This is a genomic window from Rhodoferax sp. XS2R6 (genome assembly GCF_056521365.1).
Window position 1 is genome coordinate 77321 of the sequence record NZ_JBWMAY010000004.1, and the last position, 23547, is coordinate 100867.

21 protein-coding genes and 1 tRNA gene are annotated in these 23547 nt (G+C 60.9%); 7 read left to right on the top strand and 15 right to left on the bottom strand.

Annotated features, from left to right (window positions below):
* Window positions 1-120: 120 nt before the first annotated feature.
* From accB to AC097A_RS14110, 4 genes are read left to right on the top strand one after another with little or no spacing between them, the layout of a single operon-like run.
* Window positions 121-579, top strand: a complete 459-nt coding sequence (gene accB / locus AC097A_RS14095; RefSeq protein WP_479621337.1) for an acetyl-CoA carboxylase biotin carboxyl carrier protein — start codon at window positions 121-123, stop codon at window positions 577-579.
* A gap of 12 nt (window positions 580-591) precedes the next feature.
* Window positions 592-1941: an acetyl-CoA carboxylase biotin carboxylase subunit gene (gene accC, locus AC097A_RS14100; protein ID WP_105262115.1), complete on the top strand. Its 1350-nt coding sequence runs from the start codon at window positions 592-594 to the stop codon at window positions 1939-1941.
* Window positions 1942-1949: 8 nt separating this feature from the next.
* Complete coding sequence (prmA, locus tag AC097A_RS14105; protein ID WP_315494946.1) at window positions 1950-2828, top strand: 50S ribosomal protein L11 methyltransferase; 879 nt, start codon at window positions 1950-1952, stop codon at window positions 2826-2828.
* Window positions 2829-2860: 32 nt separating this feature from the next.
* A complete protein-coding gene (locus AC097A_RS14110) occupies window positions 2861-3913 on the top strand; it encodes a zinc-ribbon and DUF3426 domain-containing protein (protein ID WP_479621338.1) in 1053 nt (350 codons plus the stop codon).
* A gap of 64 nt (window positions 3914-3977) precedes the next feature.
* Here the strand turns inward: AC097A_RS14110 and AC097A_RS14115 are convergent, their stop codons facing one another.
* From AC097A_RS14115 to AC097A_RS14150, 8 genes are all read right to left on the bottom strand, one after another.
* Window positions 3978-4493, bottom strand: a complete 516-nt coding sequence (locus AC097A_RS14115; protein WP_094482843.1) for a histone H1-like DNA-binding protein — start codon at window positions 4491-4493, stop codon at window positions 3978-3980.
* Window positions 4494-4663: 170 nt separating this feature from the next.
* On the bottom strand, window positions 4664-5833 hold the full coding sequence (locus tag AC097A_RS14120; RefSeq protein WP_105262117.1) for a ribonucleotide-diphosphate reductase subunit beta: 1170 nt from the start codon (window positions 5831-5833) through the stop codon (window positions 4664-4666).
* A gap of 121 nt (window positions 5834-5954) precedes the next feature.
* Entirely contained in the window at window positions 5955-8879 is a 2925-nt protein-coding gene (locus tag AC097A_RS14125) for a ribonucleoside-diphosphate reductase subunit alpha (protein WP_479621339.1), read from the bottom strand.
* Window positions 8880-9255: 376 nt separating this feature from the next.
* A complete protein-coding gene (gene ampD / locus AC097A_RS14130) occupies window positions 9256-9873 on the bottom strand; it encodes a 1,6-anhydro-N-acetylmuramyl-L-alanine amidase AmpD (RefSeq protein ID WP_479621340.1) in 618 nt (205 codons plus the stop codon).
* Entirely contained in the window at window positions 9845-11350 is a 1506-nt protein-coding gene (locus tag AC097A_RS14135) for a sigma-54-dependent transcriptional regulator (protein WP_479621341.1), read from the bottom strand. The genes ampD and AC097A_RS14135 overlap by 29 nt, the downstream gene beginning before the upstream one ends.
* On the bottom strand, window positions 11329-13071 hold the full coding sequence (locus AC097A_RS14140; RefSeq protein ID WP_479621342.1) for a two-component system sensor histidine kinase NtrB: 1743 nt from the start codon (window positions 13069-13071) through the stop codon (window positions 11329-11331). The genes AC097A_RS14135 and AC097A_RS14140 overlap by 22 nt, the downstream gene beginning before the upstream one ends.
* Entirely contained in the window at window positions 13071-13301 is a 231-nt protein-coding gene (locus AC097A_RS14145; protein ID WP_479621343.1) for a PP0621 family protein, read from the bottom strand. The genes AC097A_RS14140 and AC097A_RS14145 overlap by 1 nt, the downstream gene beginning before the upstream one ends.
* Window positions 13298-14101: a cytochrome C assembly family protein gene (locus AC097A_RS14150; RefSeq protein WP_315479565.1), complete on the bottom strand. Its 804-nt coding sequence runs from the start codon at window positions 14099-14101 to the stop codon at window positions 13298-13300. Before AC097A_RS14150 ends, AC097A_RS14145 begins: the two co-directional genes overlap by 4 nt.
* A 77-nt stretch (window positions 14102-14178) precedes the next feature.
* Here AC097A_RS14150 and ffh point away from each other — a divergent pair, with 77 nt between their 5' ends.
* Both ffh and AC097A_RS14160 read left to right on the top strand, forming a co-directional pair.
* Window positions 14179-15543 (top strand): signal recognition particle protein, encoded by a 1365-nt coding sequence (gene ffh, locus AC097A_RS14155; protein WP_479621344.1) that lies wholly within the window; start codon window positions 14179-14181, stop codon window positions 15541-15543.
* Entirely contained in the window at window positions 15540-16439 is a 900-nt protein-coding gene (locus tag AC097A_RS14160) for a DMT family transporter (RefSeq protein WP_479621345.1), read from the top strand. The genes ffh and AC097A_RS14160 overlap by 4 nt, the downstream gene beginning before the upstream one ends.
* Before the next feature lie 100 nt (window positions 16440-16539).
* On the opposite strand, the gene miaB is transcribed toward AC097A_RS14160, so the two are convergent.
* The 6 genes from miaB to AC097A_RS14190 form a co-directional block, all read right to left on the bottom strand.
* Entirely contained in the window at window positions 16540-17880 is a 1341-nt protein-coding gene (miaB, locus tag AC097A_RS14165; protein ID WP_479621346.1) for a tRNA (N6-isopentenyl adenosine(37)-C2)-methylthiotransferase MiaB, read from the bottom strand.
* Between the two features lie 96 nt (window positions 17881-17976).
* Window positions 17977-18372, bottom strand: coding sequence for a hypothetical protein (locus AC097A_RS14170; protein ID WP_315473888.1), 396 nt, complete (start codon window positions 18370-18372; stop codon window positions 17977-17979).
* Window positions 18373-18425: 53 nt separating this feature from the next.
* Window positions 18426-19364 (bottom strand): hypothetical protein, encoded by a 939-nt coding sequence (locus AC097A_RS14175; RefSeq protein WP_479621347.1) that lies wholly within the window; start codon window positions 19362-19364, stop codon window positions 18426-18428.
* 3 nt (window positions 19365-19367) lie between these two features.
* A complete protein-coding gene (locus tag AC097A_RS14180) occupies window positions 19368-19547 on the bottom strand; it encodes a hypothetical protein (protein ID WP_479621348.1) in 180 nt (59 codons plus the stop codon).
* A gap of 245 nt (window positions 19548-19792) precedes the next feature.
* Window positions 19793-19869: transfer RNA gene (locus AC097A_RS14185), tRNA-Met, on the bottom strand.
* Window positions 19870-19894: 25 nt separating this feature from the next.
* Window positions 19895-20674, bottom strand: a complete 780-nt coding sequence (locus AC097A_RS14190) for an enoyl-CoA hydratase (protein WP_479621349.1) — start codon at window positions 20672-20674, stop codon at window positions 19895-19897.
* A gap of 53 nt (window positions 20675-20727) precedes the next feature.
* Here AC097A_RS14190 and AC097A_RS14195 point away from each other — a divergent pair, with 53 nt between their 5' ends.
* Window positions 20728-21528: an enoyl-CoA hydratase-related protein gene (locus AC097A_RS14195; RefSeq protein ID WP_479621350.1), complete on the top strand. Its 801-nt coding sequence runs from the start codon at window positions 20728-20730 to the stop codon at window positions 21526-21528.
* Between the two features lie 127 nt (window positions 21529-21655).
* On the opposite strand, the gene AC097A_RS14200 is transcribed toward AC097A_RS14195, so the two are convergent.
* Complete coding sequence (locus AC097A_RS14200; protein ID WP_479621351.1) at window positions 21656-23503, bottom strand: M61 family metallopeptidase; 1848 nt, start codon at window positions 23501-23503, stop codon at window positions 21656-21658.
* Window positions 23504-23547: the final 44 nt, after the last annotated feature.

Below are 23547 nucleotides of genomic sequence, written 5' to 3' on the forward strand. Positions count from 1 at the left end.
CGTCTGAGGTAAATCGTCAGAAATGACCTCATTTACCCAGAGATCAATAAAATTATCGGCAGATGCCGGCATTTTTGCGGTAAATTCGCCGCTTCACAAATGTCGGTTGTTGGAGATTCCATGGATTTACGCAAACTCAAAACCCTGATTGACCTGGTCTCGGATTCCAATGTGTCGGAACTCGAAATCACCGAAGCCGAAGGCAAGGTGCGTATCGTCAAGGGCGGTGGTGCGGTGGTTCAAGGCTATGCACAGCCTGTGTACGCCGCCCCTCCCGCGAATGCGCCTGCCGCACCCGCAGCGACTCCAGCCGCCGTGGTTGCACCTGTGGTGGAAGCGCCTGCAGGCCACGCTGTGAAGTCCCCCATGGTCGGAACGTTCTACCGGTCGTCTGCTCCGGGTGCCAAGCCTTTCGTGGAAATTGGCGACACTATCAAGCAGGGCGAGACGATTTGCATCATTGAGGCGATGAAGATCCTCAACGAGATCGAAGCCGACAAGTCGGGCACCGTGACCCAAATCCTGTGTGAAAACGGACAGGCCGTCGAATACGGCCAGCCTTTGTTCACCATCGAATAAGTACACGCACCCATGTTCAAGAAAATCCTGGTCGCCAACCGTGGCGAGATTGCCTTGCGGATCCAGCGCGCCTGTCGCGAGCTGGGGATCAAGGCCGTCATGGTCTATTCCGAGGCGGACCGCGAAGCCAAATACGTCAAGCTGGCCGAAGAAGCGGTGTGTATCGGCCCAGCGCCGTCGGCGCAGAGTTACCTCAATATGCCGGCCATCATCTCGGCCGCCGAGGTGACGGATGCCGAAGCCATCCACCCCGGCTACGGCTTTTTGAGCGAAAACGCGGACTTTGCCGAGCGTGTGGAAAAAAGCGGTTTCCAGTTTATCGGCCCTACCCCTGAGTCGATCCGCATCATGGGCGACAAGGTCTCGGCCAAGCAGGCCATGATTCGTGCCGGTGTGCCTTGTGTGCCAGGCTCTGAAGGCGAATTGCCGGACGATCCCGTACTGATCAAACGCATGGCCAAGTCGGTTGGTTATCCGGTCATCATTAAGGCGGCGGGCGGCGGCGGTGGCCGCGGCATGCGCGTGGTGCACACCGAAGCTGCGTTGGTGAATGCTGTGGCCATGACCAAGGCCGAGGCGGGAGCTGCCTTTGGCAACCCTGCGGTGTATATGGAGAAGTTTCTCCAGAACCCGCGCCACATTGAAATCCAGATCCTGGCAGACAAACACAAGAATGCGGTCTACCTGGGTGAGCGCGATTGCTCCATGCAACGCCGCCACCAGAAGGTGTTGGAAGAGTCTCCAGCGCCCGGCATTAACCGCAAACTGATCGAACGTATTGGCGAGCGCTGCGTTGCCGCCTGCAAGAAGATTGGCTACCGCGGCGCCGGTACGTTCGAGTTTCTCTATGAAGATGGAGAGTTCTACTTCATTGAGATGAACACCCGCGTGCAGGTGGAGCACCCGGTGACCGAGATGGTGACGGGCATTGACATTGTCAAAACCCAGATCATGGTGGCTGCGGGCGAAAAGCTGCCCTTCACGCAGCGCCAGATCGAAGTGCGTGGTCACGCGATTGAGTGCCGCGTCAACGCCGAAGATCCCTACAAGTTCATTCCCTCGCCGGGCCGCGTGACCATGTGGCATGCGCCGGGTGGTCCTGGTGTGCGTGTGGACTCGCATGTCTACACCAACTACTTTGTGCCGCCCAACTACGACTCCATGATTGGCAAAATCATTGTGCACGGCGACACCCGCGAGCAGGCCATGGCGCGCATGCGCACAGCCCTGGCCGAGACGGTGGTGGAAGGGATCAACACCAACATCCCGTTGCACCGCGAGTTGATGGTGGATGCCAAGTTCATGGACGGTGGAACCAACATCCACTACTTGGAACACTGGCTGGAACAGCACAAACGGTAAAGGCTGGCATGTTTGAATTGCGTTTGATGTGTCCCGAGGACCGGGTCGAAAGCCTGAGCGATGCGCTGGACGCGTTGGACGCCCTGAGCGTGAGCGTGGAAGATGCGGACGCCCAGACCGATGCCGAGCAAGCCCTGTTTGGCGAACCCGGCATGCCGCCGCCCAAAGACGGTTGGCAGCGTTCCCGCGTGATTGCCCTGTTTGCCGACCAGGCGCTGGCCGACGATGCCGCGCGTCTGTTGCAAGCACAAGACTTTTTTGCGGGTTGCCAAGTGCTGGGCATTGCTGCCGTGGCAGACCAGGATTGGGTGCGTTTGACGCAGTCGCAGTTCGCGCCCGTGGAAATCACGCCAGAGTTCTGGATTGTTCCCACCTGGCATGAGCCTCCGGCGCAGGCTAAACAGGTCATTCGCCTGGACCCGGGCCTGGCCTTTGGCACGGGTACCCATCCGACCACACGCATGTGCCTGCGCTGGATTGCGGGCCACCCGAACCAGTCCGAGGTGTTGGACTACGGTTGCGGTTCCGGTATCTTGGCCATTGGTGCGGCCAAGTTCGGTGCTCAGCAGGTGGTAGCGGTGGACATTGATGAGGCGGCCGTGCAATCCACGGTGCTGAATGCCGAGGCCAACAGCGTGCAGCTTTTGGCGGGCCTGCCCGACAAGGCGGCGGGCGTGTACGCGCTCGTGCTGGCCAATATCCTGGCCACGCCGCTCAAGGTGCTGGCGCCGCTGCTGTGCGCGCACGTGAAAGCGGGTGGCCATCTGGTGCTGGCGGGTATTTTGGCCCGGCAAGCCGATGAGTTGATTGCCGCCTATGCCCCCTATTGCACACTGTCGGTGGCAGACGAGGAAGATGGCTGGATTCTGATGACCGCCACCCTCTGACGGCGGCTACCTCGGCTCTACAATGTGACGCGATGAGCCTGATTACCCAATGCCCTGCCTGCGCCACGATGTTCAAGGTCGTGCCAGACCAGTTGCGCATTTCGGACGGCTGGGTTCGTTGTGGGCAGTGTGACGAGGTATTTGATGCCAACGCCCATCTCTACACCGACCCCGAGCAACAGCCAGAGCCGGTGGCTCAAGAGGCGGTGCTGGCAGGTGAGGCCAGTGGCGACTGGAAGTCTTCCCTGCGCTTTGCCAACGAGCAACAAGAGGCTGCCCCCCTGGCTGACGAGGCCGCCTTTGAGTTGAACGAGGCTGCGGTGGTGGACGTGCTGGATGTTCGCGATGGCGCTGTGGCTGAAGGCGCAACGCAGCATGGTTACGCGGCACCCTTTGTGCGGGAGCCTGGACTGGACGACCTGTTGGACTTGCGACCCGGCCATGCACGGGATGAGCCCGAAGCGCCAGAGGATGTGTCTCCGGTGTTGGCCAAGCCCCCACAAGCTGTCGAGCCGCGGTATGCGCAAGTGCAGGTCAAAACGGTAGAGCCCACAGATACTCCCAAGTTGTCATTCATGCGCCAGGCACGTGGAGCCAGTGTGTGGCAACGCACCAGTGTGCGTGTGCTGCTGTCGTTGGTGGCCTTGGTGCTGGTGGCTGCTTTGGCCTTGCAGGTGGTGGTGCATGAGCGCGACCGCATTGCGGCCACGGAGCCTGCTGCGAAAGAGGCTTTGCTGGCGGTCTGTGGGTGGCTGGATTGCAAGGTGTTGCCCGTGCGGCAGATCGAGTCGGTGGTGATTGACAGCTCATCTTTCACCAAAGTACGTGCGGACGTGTACCGTTTGAATTTCACGCTGAAAAGTACCGCGGCGATTGCCTTAGCGGTGCCGTCGCTGGAGTTGACCCTGACCGATTTGCAAGACCAGGCGGTGGTGCGTCGTGTGCTGCTGGCGTCAGAGTTGGGCGCAGGCAAGGACACTTTGGGCGCGGGTGCCGAACTTACCACGGCGATTCCCATCACCGTCAAACCCGGCAGCAGTACCGAACGCATTTCTGGTTACCGTCTGCTGGCTTTTTATCCCTGAGTACCAGACGTAAAAAAGCCCGAAACCTTGCGGTATCGGGCTTTGGCGCCTAGGGCGTAAACGCTCAGGGCTTGCTGGAAGTCGGAAACGGCCAGGCCGCTTGCGGATTCAGCGTGGTTTGCGCCGCAGGGGCTGCAGGGGCAGCTTTGGCAGCGGGTGCTTTCGCGGCTTTCTTCGCAGCGGGCTTCTTCGCTGCTTTTTTGGCTACTGGCTTCTTCGCTGCAGGCTTTTTGGCAACAGCGGCTTTCTTCGCTGGAGCCTTTTTCGCGGCTGCTTTCTTGGCAGGCGCTGCCTTCTTTGCTGCTACCTTTTTGGCGGGAGCGGCTTTCTTAGCGGGAGCTGCCTTCTTCGCTGCTACCTTTTTAGCGGGAGCGGCTTTCTTAGCGGGAGCTGCCTTCTTCGCTGCTACCTTTTTGGCGGGAGCGGCTTTCTTAGCGGGAGCTGCCTTCTTTGCTACTACCTTTTTAGCGGGAGCGGCTTTTTTAGCAGGAGCTGCCTTCTTTGCTGCTACTTTTTTAGCGGGAGCAGCTTTCTTCGCGGGAGCGGCCTTTTTTGCGGCCGGTTTTTTTGCAGTTGCCATGATTTTCTCCTTGATCAATTTACAAAGAGCACTTCTTGCCAGTTGGTTGCAAGAAGCGATTCATGTTGTTGGGCGCAGTCCCAGCAACATGAACGCGGTGACACGCCCCCAGTCCGCAGTCTGTGCTGCGGTGCTGGAGGCATGAAGTTCTAGAAAACATAATCAGCGTTTTAATCCCAAGACAGGGCGCCGCCCGACTGGTACTCGATCACGCGGGTTTCAAAGAAGTTGCGTTCCTTCTTCAAGTCGATCATTTCGCTCATCCAGGGGAACGGGTTTTCCTCGTTCGGGAACAAGGGTTCCAGCCCAATCTGGGTGGCACGGCGGTTGGCGATGTAGCGCAGGTAGCCCTTGAACATGGAGGCGTTCATGCCCAGCACGCCACGTGGCATGGTGTCTTCCGCGTAGCGGTATTCCAGTTCCACGGCTTTCTCGAACAGGGCCTTGATCTCTGCCTTGAACTCTGCCGTCCACAGGTGGGGGTTTTCCAGCTTGAGCTGGTTGATCAGGTCGATGCCAAAGTTGCAATGCATGGACTCGTCGCGCAGGATGTACTGGTACTGCTCGGCAGCACCGGTCATCTTGTTCTGGCGACCCAATGCCAAGATTTGCGTAAAGCCCACGTAGAAGAACAGGCCTTCCATCAGGCAGGCAAACACGATCAGCGACTTGAGCAGCGTCTGGTCGGTCTCGGCAGTGCCGGTGTGGAAGTTGGGGTCCATGATGGCCGAGATGAACGGGATCAGGAACTCGTCTTTGTCGCGGATGGACTGAACTTCGTTGTACGCGTTGAAAATCTCGCTCTCATCCAGGCCCAGCGATTCCACGATGTACTGGTAAGCGTGAGTGTGGATGGCTTCTTCAAAGGCCTGGCGCAACAGAAACTGGCGGCACTCAGGCGCCGTGATGTGGCGGTAGGTGCCCAACACGATGTTGTTAGCCGCCAGCGAATCGGCAGTGACAAAGAAGCCGAGGTTGCGTTTGACGATGCGGCGTTCGTCTTCGGTCAGGCCATTGGGATCTTTCCACAAGGCGATGTCGCGTGTCATGTTGACTTCTTGCGGCATCCAGTGGTTGGCGCAGGAAGCCAAGTATTTTTCCCAAGCCCACTTGTACTTGAAGGGCACCAGCTGGTTCACATCGGTCTGGCCATTGATGATGCGTTTGTCATCGGCGCGGATGCGGCGTGGTGTGCCGGTCTGCATAACAGCGGCTACAGCAGCAGGTGTCTGCACGGAAACTGGAGTGACCGATGCCTGCGCAACCGACAGCTGTTCAGACGGGTTGCGCGCAAAGTTGCTCGGCGATGTGGGCTTGACTTCTTCGTCCCAGGTCAACATAGATGATTCCAATCAGCGGATTATGAGAGCAGCGAAATGAATTGAAAAGAAGTCATGCATTCCGCCGCCCATTTGTGTTGCTCAATTGCATCGCAATGGTGCTTGCGATGCGCCTCTCTTGTTACTGGCAGGACTCGCAGGTGGGGTCATCCACACCGCAGAACTTGATGTCGGTTGCGGCGTTGCTGGATAACTCCATCTGCGCTTGTGCTGCAGCTGCTGCGGCTTCCAATGCACTGGACATTTTGGTGGAGCCTTGTGCATCGTTGCCCGACGACACGGCATTCATGCGACCCGCGGCGACCGTGGATTTCTCCACGTGGGTGGCCGACATGGTGCGGAGGTAGTAGGTGGTTTTCAGACCACGCAACCACGCCAGCTTGTAGGTCTCGTCGAGCTTCTTGCCCGATGCGCCGGCCATGTAGATGTTCAGCGATTGCGCCTGATCAATCCATTTCTGGCGACGTGCGGCAGCTTCCACCAACCAACGGGTTTCCACTTCAAACGCGGTAGCGTAGAGCTGCTTGATCTCTTGGGGCACGCGGTCGATGGGGCTCAGCGATCCGTCGAAGTGTTTCAGGTCCATCACCATCACGTCGTCCCACAGGCCCAGGGCCTTGAGGTCACGCACCAGGTAGCTGTTGATGACGGTGAACTCACCGGACAGGTTGGACTTCACCGACAGGTTGCCGAAGCAGGGTTCGATGGACGCATCCACGCCAATGATGTTGGAGATGGTGGCAGTTGGGGCAATGGCTACGCAGTTGGAGTTGCGCATGCCGTCTGCGGCAATTTTCTTGCGCAGGGCGTCCCAGTCCAGGGTGGAGGAACGATCTACTTCCACATAACCACCACGGGCCTGGGCCAGCATGTCCAGGGTGTCGGGGGGCAGGATGCCCTTGTCCCACAGCGAGCCCTTGAAGCTGGAGTACTGACCGCGTTCACGGGCCAGCTCCGTAGACGCCCAGTAGGCGTAGTAACTGATGGCTTCCATGGATTCGTCAGCAAACTGGACGGCAGCATCGCTGGCGTAAGGGATGCGCAGGGCGTACAGGCTGTCCTGGAAGGCCATGACGCCCAGACCCACGGGGCGGTGGCGCATGTTCGAATCACGTGCCTTCTTGACCGCGTAGTAGTTGATGTCGATCACGTTGTCCAACATGCGCATGGCCGTGGCGATGGTGCGCTTGAGTTTGTCGTGGTCCAGCTTGCCGTCTTTCAAATGCTGGCGCAGGTTGACCGAGCCCAGGTTGCAGACTGCGGTTTCGGTGTCGCTGGTGTTGAGTGTGATCTCGGTGCACAGGTTGGACGAGTGCACGACACCAGCGTGCTGCTGGGGCGAACGCACGTTGCAGGCGTCTTTGAACGTGATCCAGGGGTGGCCGGTTTCAAACAGCATGGTGAGCATCTTGCGCCACAGGTCGCTGGCCTCAATGGTGCGGGAGGGTTTGATCTCGCCGCGGGCGGCCTTGGCTTCGTAGGCCACATAGGCCTTTTCGAAGTCGGCGCCAAACAGGTCGTGCAGGTCGGGGACGTTGGAGGGCGAGAACAGGGTCCAGCTACCTTTCTCCATCACGCGGCGCATGAAGAGGTCGGGGATCCAGTTGGCGGTGTTCATGTCGTGCGTGCGGCGGCGGTCGTCGCCGGTGTTCTTGCGCAGTTCCAGGAACTCTTCGATGTCCAGGTGCCATGTTTCAAGGTAGGTGCACACCGCGCCCTTGCGCTTGCCGCCCTGGTTTACGGCCACGGCAGTGTCGTTCACCACTTTCAGGAAGGGGACCACGCCTTGGGATTCACCGTTGGTGCCCTTGATATGGGAGCCTAGGGCGCGCACACGGGTCCAGTCGTTACCCAGACCGCCGGCAAATTTGGACAGCAGCGCGTTTTCTTTGATGGACTCGTAAATGCCGTCCAGGTCGTCGGGCACGGTGGTCAGGTAGCAGCTGGAGAGTTGCGAGCGCAGCGTGCCGCTGTTGAACAGCGTGGGTGTGCTGGACATGAAGTCGAAGCTGGACAGCACTTCGTAGAACTCGATGGCGCGGGTTTCGCGGTCGATCTCGTTGAGCGACAGGCCCATGGCCACACGCATGAAGAAAGCCTGGGGCAATTCGATGCGGGTCTTGCCTTCGTGCAGGAAGTAGCGGTCATACAGCGTCTGCAGACCGAGGTAATCAAATTGCAGGTCGCGGCTGGCCTTGAGGGCGGCACCCAGGCGCTTCAGGTCGAACTGCAGCAGCTTTTCGTCCAGCAGCTCGGCATCCACGCCGCGCTTGATAAAACCAGGGAAGTAGTCGGCGTAAGCCTCTTGCATGTCGGCCTGAGCCACATCGCGCCCCAGCACTTCGCGGGAAATCGTGTGGAACAGCAGACGCGCTGTCGCGTAGGTGTAGTCCGGGTCTTTTTCGATCAGGGTACGGGCGGCCAGGATGGAGGCCTTGTAGACCTCGTCCATGGGTACGCCGTCGTACAGGTTGCGCATGGTTTCGGCGACGATGGGGTCGGCTTTGACATCTGCGCCCAGACCCGAGCATGCGGTTTCAATGCGGGATTGCAGCTGGTTCAAGTCCAATGCAATACGCTGACCGCCTTCCAGCACGTGGATGGTGGGCAAGGCTGGTGCTGTTTGTGCCACTTGCTTGGCACGCTCTTGCGTGCGGCGCTCGCGGTAGAGAACGTAGGCGCGGGCGATCTCATGGTGGCCGCCGCGCATCAGGCCCAGCTCGACCTGGTCTTGCACATCTTCAATGTGGAAGGTGCCGCCACCGGGGCGAGAGCGCATCAGTGCGCGAATGACCTGCTGGGTCAATCCGTCCACTGTTTCGCGCACACTGGCCGAGGCCGCGCCCTGGGTGCCGTGCACGGCCAGGAATGCCTTCATCAGGGCAACCGCAATTTTGTTGGGCTCGAAGGGAACCACTGCGCCGTTGCGGCGAATGATCTGGTAGTGGGCCAGGGTGTTGGCCATGCCACCTTCGGCGTTGCTGCTGCTGTGGGCAGTCAGCAGCGTGCTGGAGGGGGTGGGCGTTGCGGTAGAAACAGATTCCATGATTTCCTCGTCTAAATCGGTATTTTTTGGGGCTTGTCGTTGCGCATGAACGGCCCCTTATTGCTTGCGTGGGCCAGTCGTCTTCACTAACAGCACACACTATATCTGGGGTCTATGGTGGAGGCAAGCCACTACAGGTAGTGTACAGGCTGCTATTGACGCTTGGCAGGGTCTTGCTATTGGGGCATGCGGATTACATGCCGGAAAACAGTATCGGGAGGCGCGCGTGAAATGGAGCTTTGGGGGGCGATCGCGAGGTTTGACGCGTTCTGCGAGCGCGTTTGGTCGGCAAAGGCGCATGGAATCAGCGCCTCTTGCAAAACCAGCGCAGTGCGTGGCTGGAAAACCCTATCAAATTGACACTAAAAAAATATTTTCAGCCAGGCTGCTTGCGTGTGCTGGGTGGATAACACGCATCTGAAAAGCCAAGGCTTTTGCGCAAGAGGTCCCATCGCAAGCCCGGGCCTGGATCTTCTTTGCGTCCGGGCGCAATGTGCTCATGGCCCGCAATGTGGCGCACCGGGTAGTGTGTGCTGAGGGCTGGAATCAGCGATTGCAATGTCTCGTACTGTGCTGGTGCAAAGGTGTCCCCCTCCAGACCCTCCAGTTCAATGCCGATGGAGTCGTCATTACAATTGCTTCTTCCTCGGTAGGCGGAGACCCCCGCGTGCCACGCGCGGTCCTTGCAACTCACGAACTGCCAAAGGTCCCCCTGTCGTGTGATGAAAAAATGGGCAGACACCTGCAGACCTTCGATGGACTTGAAGTAAGGGTGGGCCTCCCAATCCAGCCGATTGGTGAACAGCTCTGCGACATGGGGGGTGCCGTACTGTCCGGGTGGCAGACTGATGGAGTGCAGCACCACCAGATCGATCAATGCTCCGGCGGGCCGCGGGCCGAAATTGGGCGAGGCGCATTGGTGCGCGAAGCGATACCAGCCCTCTTTCCATAAGGATGGTGCTTCTTCAGGCATCGGAGGGTTCGTCGGAGGCATTGGGGACGTCAATTTGCAGGCGAGCCATTCGATAGCGGATTTGTCGCAGGCTGATGCCCAGTCGCTGGGCTGCGGAGGTACGGTTAAAGCGGGTTTCACGCAGGGTACGCACCAGAATGTCGCGCTCAATCCGATCCAGATGCACTTGCAAGTCACTCGGGATGGACTCTGCCAGGCTGCTTGCCAAAGGTAAGGGCGGGGCAAGCGCCGCTGCGATGTCCGGGGCCGCGGGCTGTTCTGGCTCCTCGCGCAGAGCTTGTGGCTGCGTGTTCAGCGCATGGGTGTCGAGTTCAAGTACCGGCCCCTCGGAGAGCGCCATGGCGCGGTGCAGCACGTTCTCCAGCTCCCGGACATTGCCCGGCAGGGGCAGTGTGCAGATTTGCGCCAGGGCGGGGGCGGACAGCTGAGGTGCTGGTATGCCGGACTCAGCGGCGATCCTGATCAACAGGGCCCGGCACAAGGCTGGCAGGTCTTCGCAGCGCTCGCGCAGAGGGGGGATGTAAATGTCGATGACGTTGAGGCGGTAATACAGGTCCTGTCGAAACCGTCCGGCCTGTACTTCGGCCGCCAAGTCTTTGTGGGTGGCACTGACGATGCGGACATCCACCTGCTCTTCTTGTAACGCTCCCAGGGGCCGCACGCTGCGTTCCTGGATCGCGCGTAGCAGCTTGGACTGCATGGCCAGGGGCAGGTCGCCAATTTCGTCCAAAAACAAGGTGCCACCATGGGCGGCCTGGAAAAAGCCGACGCGGTCCTGATTCGCACCGGTGTATGCGCCTTTGCGGGCGCCAAAAAACTCGGCTTCCAGCAGGTTCTCCGGAATGGCGCTGCAGTTCACGGGAACCCAGGGTCCCTGGACGCGGTGGCTGTTGGCGTGGATGGCGCCTGCAACCAGCTCTTTGCCGGTACCCGATTCACCGCGGATAAGCACCGGGGCCATGCTGCGGGCCACCTTGACGATCCGGTCCTTCACTTGCGTCATGACGCCGGAGGTGCCGACCATTTTGGCCAGCGCGGCTTCCGCACTGGCGGTGGCGCCACTGTGCGATGTTTTCAGGGTCGGGTTGCGTGACGGGACCGGTGGGGTGGATGCATTGCCCTGCAGGGCGTTGGCCACGACGGCGCGAAACTGTTTCAGGTCAACCGGTTTGGAGAGGTAGTCAAACGCCCCGGCTTTGAGTGACTCCACGGCGTTTTCAGCAGATCCATAGGCGGTAATCACGACGCAGCGCTCCGGGCGCTGCTCCGCCCGCAACTGGGCCAGAATGTCGGTGCCCGAGCCATCGGGCAGGCGCATGTCGGTAATGATCGCGTCAAAACGTTGTTGACCCAACTGGTCCCTGGCCTCTTGCACGCTACCGGCGGTCTCTACACGGTAACCCTCGCGCAGCAGCGTCAGCTCGTACAGCGTGCGCAGGTCTGGTTCATCGTCAATGACCAGAATGCGCGCGTCGTTCAGTACAGGGAGGTTTGCCATGGTGCTTCCGTATTGTCGTTTGGCCTTGTGTCCTCGATCAGTGGCAAGGTAATCGAAAACGCATTGCCGTCGGTGGCTTGGCCCGCCATAGGCTGCGCGCTGCGGTGGTAGGCCAGGGTGGCACCATGGCGCTCGCACAGCTCTCTGCAAATATACAGACCCAGACCGCTGGAGCGGCTCTCGGAGGAGAAAAACGGTTCAAACAGGTGGCGTTGCACAGACGCGTCCATGGGGGCTCCATCGCTCCACACTGTCACGCGTGCTACGCGGTCATAGCGCTGGCTCAGTACCTGGATGCTAGTGGCACGCTTGCTGGCGTAGCGCCGTGCGTTTTCCAGCAGATTCACCAGAATCTGGCGCAGGTGATCCGCATCAAAGTGCACCGGGAGCGCTTCGGTGTCGACTTCAATATGCAACTGAGGCAGGTACCCCGATTGTTGTCCCCAATCCGACGCAATGCGGTGTACCAGCTCGTGCAAAAGAATGTGCTGTGCCAGCAAGGCGGGATCGTTGCCGCGCACACGGGACACGTTGAGGATGTCATCCACGATTTTTTCAAGCCGTTTGGCGTTTTGGGACACCATCGCGGTCAGTTTTTTCTGGCGTGGGTCACTGATGTCTTCGTCCAGCAAGGCATTGGCCTGGGCAATGGCGGCCAACGGATTGCGTATCTCGTGCGCCACCGCGGTGGAGAGTCGCCCCATGCTGGCCAGTTTTTCGGTGCGCAAGCGGGCTTCCTGCTCGCGCTGGTCTTGCAGAAACAGAACACACAAACTGTCTTGAGCGATGCCTTGTGGTGCCGCCAGGCTGGTGCGAACCATCACCCGGCGCGGCCCGCTGTCTGCGTGGTGGATGGTGACCTCTGCCTGTTGGGCGCGGCCGGTGCCTGTACTCATGCGGGTCAGGTGCAGCAAGGGCTGCCAGGCAGGGCTGCTTTTGAGGTCGAACATGGCCGAGCGCAATGGCCGTTGCGGGCTGCCCAGCAGCATGCGGGCAGCGGGGTTGGCGGCCCGTACCAGGCCCTGCGCATCCACAATGAGCACCCCATCGGGCAGGGACTCAATCACCAGCTCATTCACCTGGCGCTGGATGGTCGCTGCCAATTGACTCAGGCGGGCGCGTTTTCCCTCGCTGGCCAGGCGGGTCGCCAACTGATTGGCCAGCAGTGCAATTAAAAAATAACCGGCGCCAGCCAACGCCGCTTGCACAAACGCTGGGGTGGCATCTCCAGGGGCGTCGCTGTACATCCAAAAGGTACCGCCGAGAAGCAGCATGCTGACCCCCGCCGCGGTACCCAGCGCCAAGCGTAAGGACCCCAGTACCGATGCCAGCAAAATGGGCAGTGCAAACAGGGGGGTGTAGTTGAGGTTGCCGCCCTGTAGCCATTGCAAGGCCGAGAACACGCCAATGTCCAGCCCGATCAGCACCCCCCAGGCACGGTTGAAAGCCTGGCCGAGGTAACGCGGACGTACCAAGCGTTTTGCCGCCAGGGTGCCCAGAAAGTACGCGGCGCAGATCCCGATGAGGGTGCGACTTTGGGCCGACCCTGTGGCATACAGACCCGCTTGCAGTACCAGCAACACCAAGCCCAGCGTGAGTCGCGCCGTCATGAAGGCTTGCCACAGGCGTGAGAACTCTTGGGTGCCCTCGGGGGGCTCGGGCGTGGGCTCCAGCGCCGCCGGGCCGAACCACGAGTGCTCGGGAAGCGCGTTGGTGGGCATCACCCCTCCGCCGCTTGGCGGTGCGCTGGGCTGCAGTAAACACCGTGTTGGCCACGGAGCGATTCAGATTCTGGCAAGTGCAGGCCGCACTGGCGGCAGGCCACCATGTCCGCTGGCGCCGCCTGCGCTTGGGTCTTCTGCTGCCGCTTGTGCTCCAGGGTGCTACTGCGCGCACTGCGCCAGCGCCAGGCCACCAGAAACACCACGGCCAAGACAATGAAATACTTCATGCACCGCGCCCCAAAACCACTTCGAGCACAAACCGCGAGCCCACATAGGCCAGTAGCAGCAAAACCGTGCCGGTGTACAGAATGCGGTTGGCCTGCTTGCCGCGCCAGCCAAACTGGTAACGGCCGACCAGCAAAACGGCAAAGGTGAGCCAGGCCAGCACGGAAAACACCGTCTTGTGGTCCCAGCGCCAGGCGTGGGCCGGCCCGTACACCACATCACCAAACCCAAAGCCCATGACCAACGTGGCACTCAGCAGCACAAAACCTGCCGCGACAAAGCGGTAGGTCAACCGTTCTAGCGTCAACAAGGGCAAGCCACTGTGCGGATCGGCTGCCTGGCGAATCCGTGTTTCCGCGCGGGTCATGAACCAGGCGTGTACCACGGCGGTGCCAAACAGGCCGTAGCTGGCGACGCCCAACAACAAATGCAGGGGCAGCCAGATGGAGGCTGAGGACGACAGGGCCGTGCCGGGAAACACAAAGGCCAGCACCACCGCCAGGGCCCCCAGGGCGGCCAGGGCCCAGCGGGTTTGCAGCTGGGGGAACACCTGGCTTTCCACGGTATAGACCGCAGCCACCAGCCAGGCGGTGCCCGACAGCGCGGGGGCAAACCCGAAATGCACGGTCTCGCCCAGCAGGCCCCAGGCCAGCACCACGCCATGCAGCACCCAGGCCACGGCCACCCAGGCCCGCGCCGCACCCACCGACAGATGGGCCGCACGCAGAGCCGTCCACGCGTAGGCGCTGGCGGCCAAAACCGACAGGGTCAGGCTGATGGGGGACGCACTGGCTAAAATCATGCCCACAGTTTAGCGTTTTGCTCCCTGCCAGCCCCGGCTGGCCCTCACCACAGGTTCCGCTTGCCGGAATACGTCTTATGGCTTCCGCCCTCACCGACAAACTCTCCCGCCTCGTCAAAGACCTGCGTGGCCAAGGCCGCATCACCGAGAGCAACGTCACCGACATGTTGCGCGAGGTGCGCATGGCGCTGCTGGAGGCCGACGTGGCCTTGCCCGTGGTGCGCGACTTCATCGCCCGCGTCAAAGACAAGGCCCTGGGCCAGGAAGTGCTGGGCTCACTCCAGCCCGGCCAGGTGCTGGTCAGCATCGTGAACCGCGAGCTGGCCGCCACCATGGGCGAGGGCGTGAGTGACATCAACCTCGCGGCCCAACCCCCTGCCGTCATCCTGATGGCCGGTTTGCAGGGCGCTGGTAAAACCACCACCACGGCCAAGCTGGCCAAACACCTGATCGAGAAGCGCAAAAAGAAGGTGCTGACGGTGTCGGGCGACGTGTACCGCCCGGCCGCTATCGAACAGCTGAAGACCGTGACGGCGCAGGCCGGTGCGGAGTGGTTTCCCAGCACGCCAGACCAAAACCCGGTGGACATTGGCCGCGCCGCGCTGGACTACGCTAAAAAACATTTCTTCGACGTGCTGCTGGTGGATACCGCGGGCCGCTTGGCGATTGACGAAGCGCTGATGCTGGAAATCAAGAACCTGCACGCCGCGCTGAACCCGGTGGAAACGCTGTTTGTGGTGGACGCCATGCAGGGCCAGGACGCGGTGAACACCGCCCGGGCCTTCAAGGAAGCGCTGCCGCTGACCGGCATCATCCTGACCAAGACGGATGGTGACTCGCGCGGTGGTGCGGCCCTCTCGGTGCGCCAGGTCACGGGCGCACCCATCAAGTTTGCCGGTACCAGTGAAAAGCTGGACGGACTGGAGGTGTTTGACGCGGAGCGCCATGCGGGCCGCATCCTGGGCATGGGCGACATCGTGGCGCTGGTGGAGCAGGTCACTGCCGGCGTGGACATCGAAGCCGCCAAGAAGCTGGCCGACAAGGTCAAGAGTGGTGCGGGCTTCGATTTGAACGACTTCTTGGCCCAGATCCAGCAGATGAAACAGATGGGCGGCCTGGCCAGCCTTATGGACAAGCTGCCTGCCGCCATGGCGGCCAAGGCCGGTCAGGTGGACATGGACAAGGCCGAAAAAGACATCAAGCGCAAGGAAGGCATCATCCACAGCATGACGCCGCTGGAGCGCCGCAAGCCCGACCTCATCAAGGCCACGCGCAAGCGCCGTATTGCTGCCGGTGCGGGCGTGCAGGTGCAAGAGGTGAATCGCATGCTCAAAGAGTTTGAGCAGATGCAGGACATGATGAAGAAGATGAAGGGCGGCGGCATGATGAAGATGATGAAACGCATGGGGGGCATGAAAGGCATGCCCAAGATGCCGTTTTGAGTTCATCCCCCAGCCCCAACACCCTGGCGGGTATTGGCCTGGCCGTGTTGGCCATGGCCTGTTTCGCGGTCTTGGACACCACCACCAAATGGGTGTCGCTGGGCGTGCCGCTGATGATGGCGATTGGGTTTCGCTACCTGTTTCAGGCCGTGGCCACCACGGTGGCGGTGTATCCCCAGCGTGGGCGGGCGCTGTTGCATACCCGGCATTTGGGGCTGCACATTGCGCGTGGTGTTTTGTTGCTCACCACCAGCCTGCTGGCCTTTCTGAGCCTCAAACACATGCCGGTGGGCGAGTTCACGGCGATTGTGCTGATCACCCCCCTGGTGGTCACGCTGCTGGCGGCGCGCATGTTGCGCGAAACCGTGTCGCCGCTGCGCAAGCTGCTGGTGGCCGGTGGTTTCATCGGCACCTTGACCATCGTGCGCCCGGGTGGGCAAGACTTCACCTGGGCCTTGCTGTTCCCCGTGGGCGTGGTGGTGGCAAACGCGGGGTTTCAGCTGCTCACCAGCCGCATGGCGCGCACCGAAGACCCCATGACCATGCAGTTTTATACCGGCTGGGTGGGCGCGTTGTTGCCGGCCTTGGCCTTGCCCTGGGTGTGGGTCGAGATCACGGCACCTGCGGTGTGGGGCGGCTTGTTGTTGATGGGCGTGATGGGCACGGTCGGCCACTTTCTGTTCATCCTGGCCTTCAAGCGCGCGCCAGCGGCCACCCTCATGCCCTATATGTATGCGCAGATCGGTTTTGCCATGCTGGGCGGCTGGTTGCTGTTCTCGCATGTGCCCGACCACTGGTCACTGGTGGGCATGGGCCTGATTGCGGTGTGTGGTGCTGCGGGCGCCTTGCTCACGGCGCACGAAAGCCGAGCATCGGCGGAGCCGCCGGAGCACTGATTTTGGATGAAATCAGCCTCTAGCCCTTACCGGTATTGCGCAAGCAGCTCCTGAAATAATAGCAATTGAGGGCGCTGCTGGCGCGTCAAGTCGTGCAGGCTTAGGCGCCCACCAGCTCCTGCGTCAGTACCTCGCCGCGCAGCGTGTAGCTGCGGGTTTCGGTGATGCGTACATCGACCAGCTGGCCCACCAGGCGCGGCTGGCCAGCGAAGTTCACCACGCGGTTGCACTCGGTGCGGCCCATCAGTTCGCCGTTGTCGCGCTTGGAAGCACCTTCCACCAGAATACGCTGCACCGTGCCCAAACGCTGGTCGCTGATGCGGGCGATGTTGGCGTTGATCGCGGCCTGCAGCTCCTGCAAGCGCGCCAGCTTCACCTCGTGCGGGGTTTCGTCGTGCAGATTGGCTGCGGGGGTGCCGGGGCGCGGGCTGAAGATGAAACTGAACGAGTTGTCAAACCCGACGTCGGCAATCAGCTTCATCATCTTGGCGAAGTCGTCGTCGGTCTCGCCGGGGAAGCCGACGATGAAGTCCGAGCTGATCGACATGTCGGGCCGGATGGCGCGCAGCTTGCGGATGGTGCTCTTGTATTCCATGGCGGTGTAGCCGCGCTTCATGGCCATGAGGATCTTGTCGCTGCCGTGCTGCACCGGCAGGTGCAGGTGGCTCACCAGCTTGGGCAGCTTGTCGTAGGCCGCAATCAGGCTGGGCGTGAACTCGTTGGGGTGGCTGGTGGTGTAACGGATGCGCTCGATGCCGGGAATGTCGCTCACGTATTCCAGCAGCGTTGCAAAGTCGGCCATCTCGCCCGTGCCGCCCATGGTGTGGCGCCAGGCGTTCACGTTCTGGCCCAGCAGGTTGACCTCTTTCACCCCCTGGTCGGCCAGACCGGCAATCTCCACCAGCACGTCTTCAAATGGGCGGTTCACTTCCTCGCCGCGCGTGTAGGGCACCACGCAGTAGCTGCAGTACTTGGAGCAGCCTTCCATGATGCTCACAAACGCGCTGGCGCCGTCCACCTTGGCCGGTGGTAGGTGGTCGAACTTCTCGATCTCGGGAAAGCTGATGTCCACCTGGGGCTTGTCCAGCAGGCGACGCTGGTTCAGCAGCTCGGGCAGGCGGTGCAGGGTTTGCGGGCCAAACACCACGTCCACATAGGGCGCGCGCTTGATGATCTCGGCGCCCTCCTGGCTGGCTACGCAACCGCCCACGCCAATTTGCACGCCTTTCTTCTTCAGGTGCTTGATGCGGCCCAGGTCGGAAAACACCTTCTCCTGCGCCTTCTCGCGCACCGAGCAGGTGTTGAACAAAATCAGGTCCGCCTCGTCCACGTTTTGTGTGGGCTCGTAGCCTTGGGCTGCGCCCAGCACGTCCACCATCTTGTCCGAGTCGTACTCGTTCATCTGGCAACCAAAGGTTTTGATAAAGACTTTTTTGGACATGATGTATCCCGAAGAAATGCTATGAATAAAGGAGCTTCTCGCGCAGTACTGGCGAGGGTGAAAAGCCGATTTGGCTTGAAAGTAGCGCGGTGGCGCTTACTGCGTGGAGTAGGCCGGCGCGGTGGGCATGAGTTTGGCTTCCACCTCGGTCAGCACCCACACTTCATGCAACATGCCTTGCGGCTCCAGCAGGTAGACCACGGGCAGGGTCAGGCCTACCATGGCGGACGACATGGCCAGCATGCCATTGGCGCCTCGGATGCGGGCACCGGGCGAGAGGCGCGCTACCTTGTTGTTCAGCAGCACCTCGGGCGGTGCCAGTACCTGCAGCGTGCCGCGCAAGGATTTGGGCGGGAAGGTGCGCACCGCCACAGCCACCGTGCCAGTGCTGTCCGTGATCACCTGGGTTGTGGGGCTGGTTTGCGCCATGCCGCCCAGGGGCAGGGCGGCCAGCAGAGAAAGTGCGCTCAGGGCGCGAATGCAGCGGTTCATGGTGTGTATCCAGAGGCTGTGGAGGAAGGCGCCGATTTTACCGGCCTTGCTGTTCAGCGGGACTTTTTAAGGCGCTGCAGCATCAATTCTTGCGCAATGCGCATGCGCTCCACGGCAGCAGACAAGTTTTTGAACTCTTGAACTTTGATACTGGCGACGGGCTTGGCGGACTCTCCGCGGCTGAGTGCGTCGACCATCTCTGTCAACGTCTGAATAGGCTCAGACACACTTTTGGGCAGGCTGATCAACAGATAGATACCAATGGCAATACCAATCAACACGGTGGCCATCACGCCATAAATCATCTTGTTAAAACCCTCATTGGTCACGGTGGTCAGTGCCAATGTGGCCTGGCTCTTTTGGGTAAAGGTTTCTGCCACGCCTTTGATCAGGTCCGCAGAAAAGCGATCCTTGCCAGCCTTGATGAGGTCGTTGGCCTCATCGGGCATCAGCATGCGTGTGCTCGACACAGGCGGTGTTACCTCTTTGGTTTTGGCACCTTTGCTGTTGGTCGCAGCTTCTGCTGCCAATGCTTGCGCTTGTGCTGTTTCTTGTTGAATTTTGTCGGCCCGGGCATTTACTTCGGCAAACACTTTGGTCATTTCTGCTGCGTAGAACGCGCTGGCACCGGCCCATTTTTCGACCTGGGTGACATCATCCCCGTTCAGGGCGCTGTCCGTATTCGCGCGCATGCGGCTCAGCAACGTGCTTATTTTTTCCATCGTACCTGTCCACTCTTTTTGGTACTGCGCGCGCTTCTCAGGGTTGTCGACGTAAATAAAGTACTCTTTTTCGTATCGGCGAATCTGCTGCGCCAAGGTAGACAGTTCAGCCAAACCAACCTGTGCAACGGTATTTTTTCGAGCCACCTCGACGACTTCCCGCTCGGTGTAGCGTCCCATGGTCAGCACGCCGACTGCCTGCAGTACAAAAAACGCAATGATGGCTACGAGGCCGATCATCAGATTGCGGTTGATAGAGATGGTTTTCATGGGTTACTTCTTCTGTTGGATGTTGGCGAGTGTTTTGTGACCACATTGCTCCAAGACAGCTTGGCGAATGCGCTCACTGGGCAAGCCGGCTGGCAATTGTTGGAGCAGGTTGATCAAAAAGGAGCGCAGGTGAACTTCTTCGCTGGCCTGTAGCAAGCTGTCTCCTGTTGTTGTGGCTTCCATGGCATCGTCCACAACGAACTGAGCGGCTACACCAAGGTACTCAACAAGGACTGCTGTGGCTGTTGCTGCCACTTGTTCGGGATTCCACACCTGAGATCTACTTTCATTTAGGCCTAAAAGAGGCTAACGATGCGTTATGGCATCGTTTTCAGAAATTGTATGTCTGGGGCAACGACGGCCTGGTACGGGCCGGTCGCCAGAATGAAAAAACCCGTAATTGTGTGAACAATTACGGGTTTTTAATTTGGTGGTCGTAGGTGGATTTGAACCACCGACATCAGCATTATGAATGCTGCGCTCTAACCAACTGAGCTATACGACCGAAGCCCAGAATTATAGACCAAAAATTATTGGTGGGTAAATTGGGCTGCGCGCTTGTTCACGAAGGCGTCCATGCCTTCCTTCTGGTCGGCGGTGGCAAACAGCGCGTGGAACAGGCGGCGTTCAAACACAATCCCGTCGGCCAACGTGCCTTCAAATGCCCGGTTCACAGCCTCTTTGGCCGCCATCGTGGCGATTTGCGAGAAGGCGCAGATCTGCAGCGCGGCGCCCAGGGCTTCGTCCTGCAGTTTGTCCAGCGGCACCACACGGCTCACCAGCCCGGCGCGCTCGGCTTCCGCCGCGTCCATCATGCGGCCGGTCAGCGCCAGGTCCATGGCCTTGGCTTTGCCCACGGCGCGCGGCAGGCGCTGGGTGCCGCCCGCGCCGGGGATGATGCCCAGCTTGATCTCGGGCTGGCCGAATTTGGCGTTGTCGGCGGCAATGATGAAGTCGCACATCATGGCCAGCTCGCAGCCACCGCCCAGGGCGAAGCCGCTGACGGCGGCAATCACGGGCTTGCGCACGCTGCGAATGGTTTCCCAGTTGCGGGTGATGAAGTCGCCCTTGTAGGCGTCGGCAAAGCTGAACTTAGCCATGACCGTGATGTCGGCGCCCGCGGCAAAAGCCTTCTCGCTGCCAGTGAGCACGATGCAGCCAATGGCCGGGTCGGCGTCAAAACCCTTGAGTGCGGCGCCCAGCTCGTCCATGAGTTGGTCGTTCAGCGCGTTCAGCGCCTTGGGGCGGTTCAGCGTGATGACAGCGACCTTGTCGCCTTCGGTACGGGTGGTGATGCATTCGTAGCTCATGATGGGGTCTCCAGATTTTTGCGTCTTGGCACTATAGCGAAGAGGGTTTGCACATGACTGACACCGGCACGACCTCCACCCCGGAAACTTTGGTTCTTTACGCCGAACACGGCGCCGTGGCCCTGCTCACGCTGAACCGCCCGGCCGCGCTCAACGCCTTCACCCGCGAGATGCACCACGCGCTGTGGGCCGCGCTGGACCGGGCGGAGGCCAATCCTGCCATCCGCGCTGTGGTGCTGACGGGCGCAGGGCGTGGCTTCTGCGCGGGGGCGGACCTCAATACCGGAGAGCTGGGGCCAGACGCGCACCCGGCGGGGCGGCCTGATCCTGGCGTGAGCATCGAGCAGGCCTTTAACCCCACGGCGCGCCGCCTACAAGCGCTGCGGTTCCCCACAGTGGCCGCGGTCAATGGCATGTCGTTTGCGCTGGCCTGCGACATTGCCATTGCTGCGCCGGGCGCGAGCTTTATTCAGGCCTTCAGCAAGATCGGCCTGATTCCCGATGCGGGCAGCACCTGGTTTTTGCCGCAGCGCCTGGGCATGCCACGCGCGCTGGCCTTGGCGATGACGGGCGACAAGCTGATGGCCGCGCAGGCCAAGGAGTGGGGTCTGATTTGGGACGTGGCCGATGACTGTGTGGCCGCCGCCATGGAGATGGCGCAGCGCCTGGCCGCCATGCCGACGCAGGCGTTGGTGGCGACGCGGCATTTGCTGCGGGATGGGGCTGCGCGTACGTTGAACCAGCAGTTGGATGCCGAGCGCGATGCGCAAAGTGCCATGGGGCGGACTGAAGACTATGTGGAGGGGGTGTGGGCTTTCCGCGAGAAACGGCTTCCCAAATTTACGGGGAGTTAGTTGCCGCTCGCCAGCAGGGTGGGGGCGCCGAAGCGGGTTGGGCCGGGGCCCTCATACTGTCCTGCTGGCCAGAAATCGGGCCCCAGCCCAACCCGCTTCGGCGTGCGGTGCGTGTGTGTTGTGGTGGCTAGGAACTGCCGTCTAGCCACTTTGTTACTGCGGCTGTGTCGCGGATGGACAGGCGCACAGCGGTGCTTGGGGCGGGCATGGTCAGTGTCAAGCTCATCAAACGCTTGTCGCGCGATACCAGCGCGCTGACCTTCTTGGCCTTGCCGGTGTACAGCGTCAAATCGTCCAGTACCTGCATGCGCCAGGGCTCACCCTCGGTTTGCACTGCCAGCCATTCGTCATTTGCGGCAAAGCCAGCTTTTTCTGCCGCCCCACCGCGCAGCACCTGCTGAATGAACAGGCCGCCGTTTTCCTTCACGCGCAGGCCCAGTTGCTGGGCCACCTGGTCGGGCTCGCGGTTCACCTGCACGCCGTGCTGCTCCAGCAGTTCGGCCACGGGCAGCTCTTTGGTGCTGTGCACCCAGTGCGCAATCTCTTTGGCAAATGAACGGCCGCCCAGCGCTTGCAACACGGCCAGCAGGTCGGCCTCGGCCATGGGGCCACCGGCGCAGCGCGTCCACAGGCCACGCATCACGGCGTCCAGTGTGGTCTTGCCTTCGGCGCGCAGCGTCAGGTCCAGGCACAGGCCGACCAGCGAGCCTTTGGTGTAGTAGCTCACCGTGGCGTTGGCGGTGTTTTCGTCTTGGCGGTAGTACTTCACCCACGCGTCAAAGCTGCTTTGTGCGACGCTTTGTACCAGGCGGCCCGGCGTCTGGGCCACCTGGTTGAGGGTTTTGGTGAGCAGCTTGAGGTAGGTGGTGTTGTCGATGCGCTTGGCGCGGCGCAGCAGCAGGTCATCAAAATAGCTGGTGAAGCCCTCAAAGAACCACAGCAGCTGGGTGTAGTTCTCTTGGGTGTAGTCATACGTGGCCAGTTCGACCGGGCGCAGGCGTTTGACGTTCCAGGTGTGGAAGTACTCGTGGCTGATCAGCCCCAGCAGCGTGGTGTAACCCTCCGGCTGTTTGTGTGTGGTGGGCGCCAGCGTGCTGCGCGGCTGGCGCGGCAGGTCTTTGCGGTTGCAGATCAGCGCGGTGGAGTTTTTGTGCTCTAGGCCACCGTAGCCGTCGTGCACGGCATTCAGCATGAAGACGTAGTTTTTGAATGGAATCGGGCTCTGGCCCACGTCCCGCTTGCGCGAGGCGCTCACTTTTTTGATGTCTGTGTCGGCCGCGTCGCCATGCCAGAAGCGCAGCTCGGCCTCGCAGATGGCCTGGGTGTCAGCCAGCAGCTGGGCACCGTCAAAGCTGGGTGGCGCACCGGCCACCACAAAGCGGTGCGGAATGCCGCAGGCCACAAAGCTGCCGCTCCAGAACGGCCCCATTTCCACCGGGCAGTCCACCAGCGTGTCGTAGTTGTCGGCGCGGTATAGGCCAAAGCCGGCCTTGGTTACGCGCACCGGCTCCAGCCCGGTGGCCACGCTCCAGCCTTTGAGGCCGTCGCTGGCCGTCAGCGCCAGCGTGTGCGGGGCGTCGGCTTGCTCGGCCACCTGCAGGCACAGGCTGGTGCCGTTGAAAAAGCCGCGGGTTGCGTCCAGCCAGGCAGTACGCACCGAATTGTCAAACGCGTAGACCTCGTACTGCACCTGCAGCGGGGTGCCAGGTGTGGAGCTCACCTCCCAGGTCGCCTTGTCTTGCTGCACCACAGCCGCCCGTTTGCCGGCTTGGCGGGCCTCCAGCTTTTGCAGGTGCTTGGCAAATTCGCGCACCAGGTAGCTGCCCGGAATCCACACCGGCAGGCGCAGGGTTTGCGTGGCCGCGGGGGTGGGTACGGTCAGGGTGACCTGGAACAGGTGGGTGGCTGGGTCCAGCACCTCCACCTGGTAGTGAATGGGGGTAGCGGCTTTTCGGGGCGAGGAGGTGATTTTCATGTGAAATAGGCCGCTAGACCTTATGGATGCTGCGCAAGCAGCTA

Excerpts from the sequence above, each read along its gene's own strand:
- accB (WP_479621337.1), top strand. The coding sequence starts at position 121 with ATGGATTTACGCAAACTCAAAACCCTGATTGACCTGGTCTCGGATTCC.
- accC (WP_105262115.1), top strand. The coding sequence starts at position 592 with ATGTTCAAGAAAATCCTGGTCGCCAACCGTGGCGAGATTGCCTTGCGG.
- prmA (WP_315494946.1), top strand. The coding sequence starts at position 1,950 with ATGTTTGAATTGCGTTTGATGTGTCCCGAGGACCGGGTCGAAAGCCTG.
- AC097A_RS14110 (WP_479621338.1), top strand. The coding sequence starts at position 2,861 with ATGAGCCTGATTACCCAATGCCCTGCCTGCGCCACGATGTTCAAGGTC.
- AC097A_RS14115 (WP_094482843.1), bottom strand. The coding sequence starts at position 4,493 with ATGGCAACTGCAAAAAAACCGGCCGCAAAAAAGGCCGCTCCCGCGAAG.
- AC097A_RS14120 (WP_105262117.1), bottom strand. The coding sequence starts at position 5,833 with ATGTTGACCTGGGACGAAGAAGTCAAGCCCACATCGCCGAGCAACTTT.
- AC097A_RS14125 (WP_479621339.1), bottom strand. The coding sequence starts at position 8,879 with ATGGAATCTGTTTCTACCGCAACGCCCACCCCCTCCAGCACGCTGCTG.
- ampD (WP_479621340.1), bottom strand. The coding sequence starts at position 9,873 with ATGCCTCCGACGAACCCTCCGATGCCTGAAGAAGCACCATCCTTATGG.
- AC097A_RS14135 (WP_479621341.1), bottom strand. The coding sequence starts at position 11,350 with ATGGCAAACCTCCCTGTACTGAACGACGCGCGCATTCTGGTCATTGAC.
- AC097A_RS14140 (WP_479621342.1), bottom strand. The coding sequence starts at position 13,071 with ATGCCCACCAACGCGCTTCCCGAGCACTCGTGGTTCGGCCCGGCGGCG.
- AC097A_RS14145 (WP_479621343.1), bottom strand. The coding sequence starts at position 13,301 with ATGAAGTATTTCATTGTCTTGGCCGTGGTGTTTCTGGTGGCCTGGCGC.
- AC097A_RS14150 (WP_315479565.1), bottom strand. The coding sequence starts at position 14,101 with ATGATTTTAGCCAGTGCGTCCCCCATCAGCCTGACCCTGTCGGTTTTG.
- ffh (WP_479621344.1), top strand. The coding sequence starts at position 14,179 with ATGGCTTCCGCCCTCACCGACAAACTCTCCCGCCTCGTCAAAGACCTG.
- miaB (WP_479621346.1), bottom strand. The coding sequence starts at position 17,880 with ATGTCCAAAAAAGTCTTTATCAAAACCTTTGGTTGCCAGATGAACGAG.
- AC097A_RS14170 (WP_315473888.1), bottom strand. The coding sequence starts at position 18,372 with ATGAACCGCTGCATTCGCGCCCTGAGCGCACTTTCTCTGCTGGCCGCC.
- AC097A_RS14175 (WP_479621347.1), bottom strand. The coding sequence starts at position 19,364 with ATGAAAACCATCTCTATCAACCGCAATCTGATGATCGGCCTCGTAGCC.
- AC097A_RS14180 (WP_479621348.1), bottom strand. The coding sequence starts at position 19,547 with ATGGAAGCCACAACAACAGGAGACAGCTTGCTACAGGCCAGCGAAGAA.
- AC097A_RS14190 (WP_479621349.1), bottom strand. The coding sequence starts at position 20,674 with ATGAGCTACGAATGCATCACCACCCGTACCGAAGGCGACAAGGTCGCT.
- AC097A_RS14195 (WP_479621350.1), top strand. The coding sequence starts at position 20,728 with ATGACTGACACCGGCACGACCTCCACCCCGGAAACTTTGGTTCTTTAC.
- AC097A_RS14200 (WP_479621351.1), bottom strand. The coding sequence starts at position 23,503 with ATGAAAATCACCTCCTCGCCCCGAAAAGCCGCTACCCCCATTCACTAC.